12 protein-coding genes are annotated in these 13,338 nt (G+C 41.9%); 10 read left to right on the top strand and 2 right to left on the bottom strand.

All coding sequences use genetic code 11. The annotated features are described in order from the left end of the window. The 7 genes from thrC (at position 1) to ACESOD_RS08560 (ending at position 6,682) form a co-directional block, all read left to right on the top strand. Entirely contained in the window at positions 1-1,485 is a 1,485-nt protein-coding gene (gene thrC, locus ACESOD_RS08590; RefSeq protein ID WP_373095053.1) for a threonine synthase, read from the top strand. A gap of 60 nt (positions 1,486-1,545) precedes the next feature. Next, positions 1,546-2,826, top strand: a complete 1,281-nt coding sequence (locus ACESOD_RS08585) for an MATE family efflux transporter (RefSeq protein WP_373095051.1) — start codon at positions 1,546-1,548, stop codon at positions 2,824-2,826. Between the two features lie 3 nt (positions 2,827-2,829). After that, on the top strand, positions 2,830-3,444 hold the full coding sequence (locus tag ACESOD_RS08580) for an HAD-IA family hydrolase (RefSeq protein ID WP_373095048.1): 615 nt from the start codon (positions 2,830-2,832) through the stop codon (positions 3,442-3,444). Between the two features lie 176 nt (positions 3,445-3,620). Further along, positions 3,621-4,715 carry a LysM peptidoglycan-binding domain-containing protein gene (locus tag ACESOD_RS08575; protein WP_373095045.1) on the top strand — a complete coding sequence of 365 codons (1,095 nt, stop codon included), beginning with the start codon at positions 3,621-3,623 and terminating at the stop codon, positions 4,713-4,715. Between the two features lie 147 nt (positions 4,716-4,862). After that, complete coding sequence (locus ACESOD_RS08570) at positions 4,863-5,726, top strand: DUF2262 domain-containing protein (protein WP_373095042.1); 864 nt, start codon at positions 4,863-4,865, stop codon at positions 5,724-5,726. Positions 5,727-5,892: 166 nt separating this feature from the next. Further along, positions 5,893-6,309, top strand: coding sequence for a MarR family winged helix-turn-helix transcriptional regulator (locus tag ACESOD_RS08565; protein WP_153225644.1), 417 nt, complete (start codon positions 5,893-5,895; stop codon positions 6,307-6,309). A gap of 10 nt (positions 6,310-6,319) precedes the next feature. Beyond that, the gene (locus ACESOD_RS08560) at positions 6,320-6,682 is read left to right on the top strand and encodes a DUF1304 domain-containing protein (RefSeq protein WP_373095039.1); all 363 of its coding nucleotides are present in this window, start codon (positions 6,320-6,322) and stop codon (positions 6,680-6,682) included. A 47-nt stretch (positions 6,683-6,729) separates the two neighbouring features. Here ACESOD_RS08560 and ACESOD_RS08555 read toward each other — a convergent pair whose 3' ends face one another. After that, the gene (locus ACESOD_RS08555) at positions 6,730-7,587 is read right to left on the bottom strand and encodes a DUF975 family protein (protein ID WP_060955191.1); all 858 of its coding nucleotides are present in this window, start codon (positions 7,585-7,587) and stop codon (positions 6,730-6,732) included. Between the two features lie 116 nt (positions 7,588-7,703). Here ACESOD_RS08555 and tgt point away from each other — a divergent pair, with 116 nt between their 5' ends. From tgt to ACESOD_RS08540, 3 genes are all read left to right on the top strand, one after another. Further along, positions 7,704-8,846 (top strand): tRNA guanosine(34) transglycosylase Tgt, encoded by a 1,143-nt coding sequence (tgt, locus tag ACESOD_RS08550; protein WP_016466286.1) that lies wholly within the window; start codon positions 7,704-7,706, stop codon positions 8,844-8,846. A gap of 132 nt (positions 8,847-8,978) precedes the next feature. Continuing rightward, on the top strand, positions 8,979-10,796 hold the full coding sequence (locus tag ACESOD_RS08545) for an acyltransferase family protein (RefSeq protein ID WP_373095035.1): 1,818 nt from the start codon (positions 8,979-8,981) through the stop codon (positions 10,794-10,796). 264 nt (positions 10,797-11,060) lie between these two features. Beyond that, a complete protein-coding gene (locus tag ACESOD_RS08540; RefSeq protein ID WP_049526039.1) occupies positions 11,061-11,402 on the top strand; it encodes a metal-sulfur cluster assembly factor in 342 nt (113 codons plus the stop codon). A 57-nt stretch (positions 11,403-11,459) separates the two neighbouring features. On the opposite strand, the gene ilvD is transcribed toward ACESOD_RS08540, so the two are convergent. Further along, positions 11,460-13,163, bottom strand: coding sequence for a dihydroxy-acid dehydratase (gene ilvD, locus ACESOD_RS08535; RefSeq protein WP_316108055.1), 1,704 nt, complete (start codon positions 13,161-13,163; stop codon positions 11,460-11,462). Between the last annotated feature and the right edge of the window lie 175 nt (positions 13,164-13,338).

The following is a 13,338-nucleotide window of genomic DNA, read 5'->3' as shown; positions in this document are numbered from 1 at the left end:
ATGACATTAGTTTATCAATCAACGCGTGATGCGAAAAATACCGTAACAGCCAGCCAAGCGATTTTGCAAGGTTTGGCAACAGATGGAGGTTTGTTTACTCCAGTTAGTTATCCAAAGGTAGATTTGGATTTTGATACATTAAAAGATGCTTCTTACCAAGAAGTGGCTAAGCTGGTCTTGTCAGCTTTCTTGGATGACTTTACAGCAGAAGAGTTGGACTACTGTATCACCAATGCCTATGACAGCAAGTTTGATACACCAGCCATTGCCCCTCTTGTCAAACTTGATGGCCAATACAACTTGGAACTTTTCCACGGTTCAACCATTGCCTTTAAGGATATGGCCTTGTCTATCTTGCCATACTTTATGACAACAGCTGCCAAGAAACATGGCTTGGAAAACAAGATTGTCATCTTGACAGCAACATCTGGTGATACTGGGAAAGCTGCTATGGCAGGATTTGCGGATGTTCCTGGAACTGAAATTATCGTCTTTTATCCAAAAGATGGTGTCAGCAAGGTACAAGAGTTGCAAATGACCACTCAAACTGGAGATAACACTCATGTCATCGCCATTGATGGAAACTTTGATGATGCCCAAACCAACGTGAAGCATATGTTCAACGATGTGGCTCTTCGTGAAAAATTGGTAGCTAACAAGCTCCAGTTCTCATCAGCCAACTCTATGAATATCGGTCGTTTGGTACCACAGATTGTTTATTATGTTTATGCCTACGCTCAGCTTGTTAAGACTGGCGAGATTAAGGCTGGTGACAAGGTTAACTTCACCGTACCGACAGGAAACTTTGGTAATATCTTGGCTGCCTTTTACGCTAAGCAAATCGGTCTACCAGTTGGAAAACTGATCTGTGCTTCAAATGACAATAATGTCTTGACAGACTTCTTCAAGACTCGTGTCTATGACAAGAAGCGTGAGTTTAAGGTAACCACTAGCCCATCTATGGATATCTTGGTATCTTCAAACTTGGAGCGTCTCATTTTCCACCTTTCGGGTAATGATGCGGTTAAGACAGCTGAACTCATGGATGCTTTGAACACTCAAGGTCAGTATGAATTGAAAGATTTTGATGCAGAGATTCTTGACCTCTTTGCAGCAGAATATGCGACAGAAGCAGAAACAGCTGCAGAAATTAAGCGTGTCTACGAGTCAGATTCTTATATCGAGGATCCTCATACAGCAGTTGCTTCAGCTGTTTATAAAAAATACCAAGCGGCTACAGGCGATGTGACTAAGACTGTGATTGCATCAACAGCTAGTCCTTACAAATTCCCAGTGGTTGCAGTAGAAGCTGTAACTGGGCAATCAGGTTTGAGCGATTTTGAAGCCTTGGCTCAATTACACGAAATTTCAGGAGTAGCAGTGCCACCAGCAGTTGATGGCCTCGAAACAGCTCCAGTTCGTCACAAGACAACTGTTGCAGCAGCAGAGATGCAGACTGCAGTAGAATCTTATCTAGGACTTTAAAACAGAGGAAGTAAACTCGGTTGGGAAACTAACTGAGTTTCTTTTCATCAGGAGGAAGGATTGTTTAAGAAATATAAAGACATTCTCAACATAGCTCTGCCAGCCATGGGTGAAAATTTTTTACAGATGTTCATGGGGATGGTAGATAGCTATCTGGTGGCACATCTGGGTTTAATCGCCATTTCGGGTGTGTCTGTAGCGGGTAACATTATCACCATTTACCAAGCAATTTTTATTGCTTTGGGAGCGGCTATTTCCAGTGTCATTTCCAAAAGTTTGGGACAGAAGGACCAGTCTAGACTAGCCTACCATGTGACAGAAGCGCTCAAGATTACTCTGCTACTGAGTTTAGTTTTAGGGGTCTTGTCCATCTTTGCCGGTCAAGAGATGATTGGTCTTTTGGGGACAGAAGCGTCTGTGGCTGAGAGTGGTGGACTATACCTAGCTTTGGTTGGTGGGACAATCGTCCTCTTGGGCTTGATGACTAGTCTAGGAGCCTTGATTCGCGCCACTCATAATCCGCGCCTTCCTCTCTATGTAAGTCTTTTATCCAATGCCCTGAATATTCTCTTTTCAAGTCTAGCTATTTTTGTTCTTGATATGGGCATAGCTGGTGTTGCTTGGGGGACCATCCTATCTCGTTTAATCGGAGTTGTGATTTTGTGGTCACAATTAAAACTTCCATATACGAGACCAAGCTTTGGACTGGACAAAGACTTACTGACTTTGGCTTTACCTGCAGCGGGAGAGCGTCTCATGATGCGAGCTGGAGATGTGGTTATTATTGCCTTGGTTGTTTCCTTTGGAACTGAGGCCGTCGCGGGAAATGCGATCGGTGAAGTTTTGACTCAGTTCAACTATATGCCTGCCTTCGGTGTTGCGACAGCAACAGTCATGCAGGTGGCACGAGCAGTAGGGGAGAATGATTGGGCAAGGGTAGACAACTTAAGTAAGCAAACTTTTTGGCTTTCTCTCTTTCTTATGTTGCCCTTAACACTTAGTATCTATGCTCTGGGAACGCCTCTAAGTCACCTCTACACCAGTGATCCTGCGGCCATTAAAGCCAGTGTTATGGTGACGCTGTTCTCTCTACTAGGGACTCCTATGACGACGGGAACAGTCATTTATACAGCTGTCTGGCAGGGTTTGGGGAATGCACGCCTCCCCTTTTATGCGACAAGTATCGGAATGTGGTGTATCCGTATCGGGACAGGTTACCTGATGGGAATTGTTCTTGGTTGGGGCTTGCCTGGTATTTGGGCAGGAACGCTTTTGGACAATGGTTTTCGCTGGTTCTTCCTGCGCTATCGTTATAAGCAATATATCTGTTTGAAAGGATGACATATGAAAAAAATTGGATTTATCTGGGATTTAGATGGAACTTTATTGGACTCTTATGAGGCTATCTTAGCAGGAATCGAAGAGACTTTTGCCCAGTTTGACATTCCTTATGATAAGGCTGAGGTTCGTGCCTTTATTCTACAAACTTCCGTTCAAGATCTGTTGGAAAAGGTGGGAGAAGAAAGAGGCTTGGATGCTGATATGCTCAATCAGGTTCGTGCTCAGAGCTTGGCTGAGAAGAATGCTCAAGTGGTTCTGATGCCAGGGGCGCGTGAAATCTTAGCTTGGGCAGACCAGCAAGGGATTGAGCAGTTTGTTTATACCCATAAAGGTGACAATGCTTTTACTATTTTGGAGAATTTGGGTTTGGCCCACTATTTCACAGAAATTTTAACCAATCAAAGTGGCTTTGCTCGGAAGCCTAGTCCAGAAGCAGCGATTTATCTTTTAGATAAGTATGGATTAAATCCTCAGCAAACTTATTATATAGGGGATCGGACTTTGGATATAGAATTTGCCCAAAATAGTGGGATTCAGAGTATCAATTTTCTTGCCTCACCTGCAACTTGTAATCAACAGATAGAGCATTTAGAAGATATTAGCTCACTTTTTTTCTAGAACTTTCTTTAAGAAGAATGTGTCAGCCTGATGACAAGAAACTAACAAACTATTTCAAGTAATGTGATTTGTTACAACGAATGTACAGTTCTGTTAAATAGCCCCAAAAGGGCTTTTTTTCTCTTTTCTTTGTGTTATGATAGACAGGTACTACATTTGAAAAGGAGTTTGATAGTATGAAGAAAAGAATTATTTTAGCATCAACAGTAGCTCTATCACTTGCCCCTACCTTGGCAACCCAAGCAGAAGAACTAGTATGGACAGCACGTAGTGTTGAGCAAATTCAAAACGATGTTACCAAGAATGAGAATAAAACAAGCTATACGATTCAGTATGGAGATACTCTAAGTACCATTGCCGAAGCTTTGGGAGTGGATGTGACCGTTCTTGCTAACTTGAACAAGATCAGCAATATTGATCTGATTTTCCCTGAGACAGTCCTTACAACAACTGTTAATGATGAGGAAGAAGTGACAGAAGTTGAAATTCAAACCCCTGATACAGTTCAAGGTGGCGAAGGCACAACTGCAACAGCAGATTTGACAACCAACCAAGTCACTGTAGATGACCAAACTGTACAGGTTGAAGATTTAACTCAACCAGTTGAAGAAACAGAAGCTCAAGTTGAGCCAGTAGCACCACAAGTGACTGAAGAAGCAGTAGCAGAAACTACAACAGAAGCCTCAGTACCAGCAGCAGAACCAGTGACAGAAACTACGGCAGAAGTTTCAGCACCAGCAGAAGAAGCAGTAGCAGAAACACCTGTAGTGGAAGAAACCACTACAACAGAAGCCCCTGTTACAGAAACTGTAGCAGAGACTCAATCAACACCATCAACTTACCAAGCTGAAGCAAGCCAAGGTTCATCAGCGACTTATGCAGCACCAGCAGCACCTGATTATGCAAGTATTGCAGCTTCAAAGTCAGAAAATGCAGGTCTACAACCACAAACGGCTGCCTTTAAAGAAGAAATTGCTAACTTGTTTGGTATCACATCATTTAGCGGCTACCGTCCTGGAGATAGCGGAGACCACGGAAAAGGCCTTGCAATTGACTTTATGGTTCCAGTAAGCTCAGCTCTTGGAGACCAAATTGCAGATTATGCTATCCAAAATATGGCTAGCCGTGGCATTAGCTACATCATCTGGAAACAACGTTTCTATGCACCATTCGATAGCAAATACGGACCAGCCTACACTTGGAATCCAATGCCAGACCGTGGTAGCGTAACAGAAAATCACTATGACCACGTTCATGTATCTATGAACTAAGAATAATAAGAAGTTGGGAACTTGAGTTTCCGCTTCTTTTTTTGTTATGATACACTTTATAAGTGAAATAAAATCTAAAACATGTTAGAATGTAAGCGGATACAAAGTTATACTAACGATTTTAAGCATAGAAAGAGGATGATAAGGATGACAAACCGATTAAAAAATCCATTTGAGAAAACAAGAGATGATTTTGAACAGGAATTTACTGGAGAAATTGTCGAACTCTTGATTTTTACCCTCCAAAATGTAAATGGGGCTGCTTCTTTAAAAGATGGGTGTCTAATGCCGTCCGTTCATTTTAAAGCTAGTGTCAATGTCGCAAACCAGGAGTTTTCTGAACTTGAAGGACGTTTGGAATGGCTCCTGACTCCGGAAGAATTTGAAGAAAAGCATTGGGGGTTTAGCTTTGAGCCCTACAAGGTTCACCGTATCAAATGTCAAAAACGTCCCATCATGAAGTTAGAGCCTTATATGTCAGAAGTTGCTAATAACTGCTACCGCTTGCTGGAATACCTAGATGACCACTCTACGGATGCTAGGTTAGAGACCTTGATCGAAACCTACCAGAAACCTGTTATCATTCGAGACGCTATTGGGGAGTTCACCCTAAATAGAGCCTATTCTTGGTTTGAAGGCTTCATTATCTATGAAGGCGGTAAGATTCATGCTATGTTTGATGCGGGTGCAGATGAAAGTCTTCCTCCAAGTTCTTTTGATGATTTAAAGAAATTTATGGGAACTTTCCAAGTCCATGATGCTCAGATTAAAAACTATATCGTCAAAGAATTGTGGGAAACAGCTCAAGACTGGATTGATTCAGATGAAAATGATGTAGAGTTAACAGAAGAGTATTTTACCAACTCACTTTCCTTGAGTGAACTATCAATCAACGAAGATGGGGAATTGACTCTCTACTATGATGATAGCGAGGAAATTTTTGCAGGCCATGCCATCGAAGTTGTCATCGATAAAGAGGGAGAAATCCTTCGAGCAGATTTGGTAGGTTAGTGCTGGATTTTATTTAGAATATAGAAGTAATAGCCTTTTGGGATTGAAACCAAGAGGCTATTTTTCGGAGTGAGCAAAATAGTTGCGTTTTTACTAAGATTGCACTATACTTGATAAGTCAAGTATTGATAAATCAAATATCGAAGAAAGGAGAAACATACTAAAAATGCATGAATTGCTATACCAGCTCCATTTAACAGATCAGACCATCACTCAACTTTTTGAGAAACAATTGGGAATTAGTTTGACCCGCTATCAAATCCTGCAGTTTTTACTGCAACAGTCACCCTGTAACCAGATTGCCGTTCAGGAGAAGTTACAGATTGACCAGGCAGCCTTGACCCGTCATTTTAAGATACTGGAGTCAGAGGGCTATGTCAGTCGCAATCGGAATCCAATCAATCAGCGAGAAGTCTTAGTTGAATTAACCCAAGAAGCCAAGAATCAACTCTTGGTCAATCCGCCTAAACATCACTTGCGAGTGAAGGAGCAGATGGAGAACATCTTATCCTCTACTGAGCAGCAAGACCTGACAGCTTTGTTGACAAAACTAGTATCAGGGTTAGAAAAAATAGAATTTTAAGGAGAAAACAATGTCAATCATTACTACTATTTTAGCAACTATTGTTGCCCTCGAACATTTTTATATCTTTTATTTGGAGAGTATGGCAACCCAATCAGACGCCACCAGTCGAGTCTTTAATATGGAAATGGAAGAGTTGACTCGACCATCTGTAACCTCACTTTTCAAAAACCAAGGAATTTATAATGCCTTGATTGGGGTATTTCTTATTTACGGAATTTATTTCTCACATAGCTTAGAAATCGTAACAATCTTTGTTTTATTTGTCATAGGAGCAGCAACTTATGGTGCCTTAACAGCAGATAAAAAAATCATTCTCAAGCAAGGTGGTCCAGCTATTTTAGCCTTCTTGAGTATCCTTTTCTTGAAATAAAAACAACCAGCACTTTCCATAGAAGGTGCTGGTTTTTATCATCCACGTTAAACTTTTCTCCGCTTGATTTCGAGCAATCTTTGATAAAAGAAGAATTGACTACTATAGATATAAGGGAAAGAAGGGATGCTCGCAATTCCGAAGCTGATCCAGATAAGGAGATACCAAGGAAGTAGCTGTAAATCAAGTACGAAGCGTTGGAACTTATAGCCTTTCATAAGGAAGCGACTGGTTTTGAGTACGCGACTTGGCTTGGCAATTCCAATTGCAAGGGTATCACATAGGAGAAGCTCTACTTGGGAATAAGCGTAGTATTGTGGCAGATAGGCAATGGTTCCCAAAATCATCAGAAAGACGCTACCAAAGAAGTAGAGTGCAAAAGTGAGCAGAAAATGTTCGATATCTGAATTGGTGACGTCTACGGCTGGAAATTCGGGATGAAGTTCTACAAATTTACGAGCCATGGCACTGCTATAAAAGAGCAAGTAGACTCCAAAAAGATTAGGGATGCTCCACAAAAAGAGATAGAAACGCTTGAGCAAGAGAGTCAGAAAGGTCTGGGTGAAGAAGCGGTTGTCAAGTAAGGACAGGCTATCTTTAAAGGAAAGCTCTATCTCGGAAATTCTATAAAGATTAATGGTTGTAAATAGAGCACCAGCTAGGATAATAGAACTTGTAAATCCGACTGCTAGAGGAAAGAGTGAAGACTGAATCAAACTCATCAAAAAAGTAAAGAAGGATTGCTCAAGAATCCCCTCATCAAGTAGGGATAATGGACTTATAAAGCTGGATAGAATCAGGAAAATGCTTGGTAATAAAAAGACAAGCAATAGACGAGGATGTTCGGCTTGAAACTGTTTAGCTTGTTGACGAACTTCTTTTAAATCAATTTTTGGGTATTTCATTCTTTCATTATACCATAGTTCGTGACAGTTCCTGTTTTTTTTGATAGAATCATACAGTATGCCCTTGGGCACAAAGTAAGAACTGGGACTGTCTTTCCCAGCTTCGGAGGTAAAAAATGTCAGATTCACCAATCAAATATCGTTTGATTAAGAAAGAAAAACACACGGGAGCTCGTCTGGGTGAGATTATCACGCCACACGGAACCTTTCCAACTCCTATGTTTATGCCGGTTGGGACTCAAGCAACGGTTAAAACCCAATCGCCAGAAGAATTGAAAGAGATGGGGTCAGGGATTATCCTCTCTAACACCTATCACTTGTGGCTACGTCCTGGAGATGAGTTGATTGCTCGAGCAGGTGGGCTTCATAAGTTCATGAACTGGGATCAGCCTATCTTGACAGATAGTGGTGGCTTCCAGGTATATTCATTGGCTGATAGCCGAAATATTACTGAAGAAGGGGTGACCTTCAAGAATCACCTCAATGGTTCCAAGATGTTCCTTTCACCTGAAAAAGCCATCTCTATCCAAAACAATCTAGGCTCAGACATTATGATGTCCTTTGACGAATGTCCTCAATTTTATCAGCCTTATGATTATGTGAAGAAGTCAATTGAACGTACCAGCCGTTGGGCTGAGCGTGGTTTGAAGGCTCATCGTCGTCCGCATGACCAAGGTTTATTTGGGATCGTGCAAGGCGCAGGATTTGAAGATCTTCGTCGTCAGTCAGCTCAGGACCTTGTCAGCATGGACTTCCCAGGCTACTCTATCGGTGGACTAGCAGTTGGAGAAACCCACGAAGAGATGAATGCAGTTTTGGACTTCACCACTCAACTCCTTCCTGAAAACAAACCTCGTTACTTGATGGGAGTGGGAGCGCCAGATAGCCTGATTGATGGGGTTATTCGTGGGGTTGATATGTTTGACTGTGTCTTGCCGACCCGTATCGCTCGTAACGGGACTTGTATGACAAGTCAAGGACGTTTGGTTGTCAAGAATGCCCAGTTTGCGGAGGACTTTACACCTCTTGATCCTGAATGCGATTGCTACACATGTAAGAACTACACACGTGCCTACCTTCGTCACTTGCTCAAGGCTGATGAAACCTTTGGTATCCGCTTGACCAGTTACCATAACCTCTACTTCTTGCTCAATCTGATGAAGCAGGTTCGTCAGGCTATTATGGATGACAATCTCTTGGAATTCCGTGAGCATTTTGTTGAAAAATATGGCTACAATAAATCAGGTCGTAATTTCTAAGATTATCAATCTAAAGCTCAAATCCTAAGTTTTCTCTTAGGATTTTTCTTCTTTTTTTGATAAAATAAAGGTAATATGGAATGAACATTAGATGGTTTTTTTACTACTCTAATGAACGGAGAATAAACTCGTATGCGTATTAAATGGTTTTCCTTGATCAGGATTACAGGCTTACTCTTGGTACTCTTGTACCATTTCTTTCAGACGGTTTTTCCAGGAGGTTTCTTCGGGGTTGACGTCTTCTTCACCTTCTCAGGTTTCCTAATTACGTCACTCCTGTTAGAAGAATTTGGACAAAAAGGTAAGATTGATATCCTAGGATTTTTCAGAAGACGTTTCTATCGGATTTTTCCACCAGTTGTCTTGATGATCCTTGTCGTTATGCCCTTTACTTTCTTGGTTCGGCAGGATTATGTAGCCGGGATTGGTGGTCAGATTGCTGGTGTCCTTGGTTTTATGACCAACTTCTATGAAATGTTAACAGGGGGAAGTTATGAATCTCAGTTCATTCCTCATCTCTTTGTTCATAACTGGAGCTTAGCGGTTGAAGTTCATTACTATATCTTGTGGGGCTTGGCAGTTTGGCTCATGTCTAAGCAAGCCAAAACAGGTGGGCAACTACGGGGAATGGTTTTTCTACTATCTTCAACTACCTTTGTTGTTAGCTTCCTTTCAATGTTTATTGGTAGCTTTATCGTTTCTTCCTACTCAACGCTTTACTTTTCAAGTCTAACTCATGTTTATCCGTTCTTCCTAGGTAGTGTCCTAGCTACCTTGATAGGGGTTCGTCATACGACACCTCTTCTCAAACGTTTGAATCAAACCTTGGACTTGAAACAGACCTTGTTAGTTTTTTCAGCTGGTCTCGGACTTTTACTCTTATTGACCTTCTTCGTGAAATTCAATTATCTCTTTGCCTACTTGCTTGGCTTCTTGTTAGCAAGTTTAGCTGCTCTTCTGATGATCGTTGCAGCACGACTTTTGCATGAGAAAACTCCGACGATTGAAGAACCAAAGGTGATTAGCTTCTTAGCTGACACTAGCTATGCCGTCTATCTTTTCCACTGGCCGTTTTATATCATTTTCTCTCAGTTGATGAGCAATCTACCAGCAGTGATTCTCACCACTATCTTCTCTTATCTCTTTGCAAGCCTTTCTTTCTATGTGATTGAACCTTTCATTGCAGGGAAGAACAGTAGCTTATTGCAAAAGGTAAAAGAAATTCCGCATATTCAACCAATCTTTGCGGGTAGCGTCGGTTTCCTTAGCTTGCTGACACTGATTGTGATGCTTATTGCTCCCCAAGTAGGCGCTTTTGAAACGGATTTGATGGTAAATGGCCTCAATCAAGCTCAAACCAATATTACCCGTACAAAAACCATGGCGGATCAAGCAGAAGCAAGTCGCTACAATATTGCCGATGGTGTATCCATCATCGGAGATTCTGTAACCTTGCGTGCAACACCTGGACTAAAAGAGGTTCTACCAGACGCTCAGACAGATGGTCAAGTAAGCAGAAATACCAAGCAAGCCAATGCTATTATGCTCAACCACAGTCAGAATAAAGTCCTCCCTAAAATAGTCGTTATTGCTACTGGAGTGAATAACCCTGAGGATTATAAGGCTGATATTGATTCTTTGATAACAAATCTACCTAAGGGCCATCAGCTTGTACTTGTGACACCTTATGAAGGGGACAAAACTCAAGCAACTCAGCCTTATGTAGAACAGTATGCTAGCTATGTGCGTGAAGTAGCTCAAAAGTATCCTTACATTGAGGTTGCAGACTGGAATCAGGTGTCTAAAGATCATCCAGACATCTGGAAAGGAACGGACCAGGTTCACTTTGGAAGTGATAATACCAAACTAGAAGAGGGAGCTAAGCTCTACGCAGAAACGATAGCATCAGCTATCAAGGCCTTGGCAGATAAGCCTGTGAAGTCAAAATAATATTTAAAAAGTAGAGATGACTGTTCTCTACTTTTTCTTTTTAGAAAGTATTTCTTAGAAGCTCAATCATTCTCTAAGTTTATCTCTCTAACCTATGCCAATATCCTCTTGTTCTAGGTTGTTAGCTCTCTGGGCAGTTTGGACCAACTATGGCAATCTCTATGCTTTCGTTTTTATAGCGAATCCAGTTTTGATTGGGAAAAACTTGCCAAATTGTCAGAATTATGAGAAAATAGGTGCAGTTTACAAAATGGAGGGAATGCAATGAGAGAAGATATCAAAATCAATGATCGTGCTCTAGCATTAGGAGAACAAATCATTGACAAGCTAGAAAAAGTTTACGATACAGATGTGGAATTAGATGTCTATAATCTTGGCTTGATTTACGAGATTCATTTGGACGAGGCTGGTCTTTGTACAATTGTCATGACCTTCACCGATACTGCCTGTGACTGTGCAGAAAGTTTACCTATTGAAATTGTGGCAGGCTTGAAACAGATTGAAGGAATTGAGGATGTTAGGGTTGAAGTTACCTGGTCACCTGCCTGGAAGATTACACGCATCAGTCGCTATGGACGTATAGCACTTGGACTACCACCGCGATAGTTATCTATTTTGAAACACACAAAAAAGCAAGTCAAAAATGGCTTGCTTTTGATTTGCTTATTTTTTACCAGATTGTTCCATATTCCAGAAGTCTGTCACGGCACCACGTGATGCAGAAGATACGGTATGGGCATACTTACCAAGGACACCACGGCTATAGAGTGGTGGCAAGGTTGTTTCTGCCTTGCGTTTTTCAAGTTCTTCATCGGAAACGGCCATGGAAATTTCTTTCGTATCTTGGTCAACCGTAACGATATCTCCTGTACGAAGGTAGGCAATTGGTCCACCATCCTGAGCTTCAGGAGCGATATGTCCAACAACCAATCCATAAGTACCACCAGAGAAGCGTCCGTCTGTCAAGAGGGCAACCTTGTCTCCTTGTCCCTTACCAACGATCATTGATGAAAGTGATAGCATCTCAGGCATACCAGGACCACCCTTAGGTCCAACGAAACGAACAACGACAACATCGCCATCAACGATTTCATCTGACAAGACAGCTTGGATAGCATCTTCTTCAGAGTCAAAGACCTTAGCTGGACCAACGTGACGACGAACCTTAACACCTGATACTTTGGCAACCGCACCGTCAGGAGCAAGATTACCGTTCAAGATGATAAGCGGACCGTCCGCACGTTTAGGATTTTCAAGTGGCATGATGACTTTTTGACCTGGTGTGAGGTCTGCAAAGTCAGCCAAGTTTTCAGCGACAGTCTTACCAGTACATGTGATGCGGTCTCCGTGAAGGAATCCATTTGCCAACAAGTACTTCATAACTGCAGGTACACCACCAACCTCGTAAAGATCTTGGAAGACATACTGACCAGAAGGTTTCAAGTCAGCTAAGTGAGGCACACGTTCTTGGATTGTATTGAAGTCCTCAAGTGACAAGTCAACGTTAGCTGCGTGGGCAATGGCGAGCAAGTGAAGAGTAGCATTTGTAGAACCACCTAGAGCCATTGTCACTGTAATGGCATCTTCAAAGGCTTCACGAGTCAAGATATCAGACGGTTTGAGACCGAGTTCCAGCATTTTAACTACAGCACGTCCAGCTGCTTCAATGTCTTCTTTCTTATCAGCAGATTCTGCTGGGTGAGAAGAAGAACCTGGCAAGCTCATCCCCAAAACTTCGATAGCAGTTGCCATAGTATTGGCAGTATACATACCACCACAACCACCAGGGCCAGGGCAGGCGTTACATTCCAGACGTTTCACGTCCTCAGCAGTCATATCACCGTGGTTCCACTTACCGATTCCTTCAAATACAGAAACCAAGTCGATGTCTTTGCCATCCAGTTTTCCAGGGGCGATGGTACCACCGTAAGCGAAAATAGCTGGGATATCCATATTGGCAATGGCAATCATAGAACCAGGCATGTTCTTGTCACAGCCACCGATAGCCACAAAGGCATCCACGTTGTGACCACCCATAGCAGCTTCGATAGAATCCGCAATGATATCACGTGACGTTAGAGAGAAGCGCATACCCGGCGTTCCCATGGCAATCCCGTCTGCTACCGTAATGGTTCCAAATTGAACTGGCCAAGCACCAGCAGATTTGACACCTTCTTTTGCAAGTTTACCAAAGTCATGCAAGTGGATATTACATGGTGTATTTTCTGCCCAAGTCGAAATGACTCCAACAATTGGTGTTTCAAAGTCCTTATCTGTCATACCAGTCGCACGAAGCATGGCACGGTTTGGTGATTTAACCATGCTGTCATAAATGCTACTGCGGTGACGTTTATCTAATTCTGTCATTAAGTTCCCTCCCATTTCAGTTTTTACCATTATAGCACATTTTAAAAACAATGAACAGAAGAAAATTCTTGAATTTTCAGACAATTCAAACCATTGAAATCTTCTTAAAAAAGATTGCATATTTTTGTTGACATTTAAAATTAAAGTGATATCATTTAGATATCAAACACAGGAG

It is taken from the genome of Streptococcus oralis (assembly GCF_964238205.1).
Classification (GTDB): Bacteria; Bacillota; Bacilli; order Lactobacillales; family Streptococcaceae; genus Streptococcus; species Streptococcus oralis_CZ.
The sequence above is the reverse complement of the archived record's forward strand: the minus strand, read 5'-3'. Positions and strand labels throughout refer to the sequence as shown.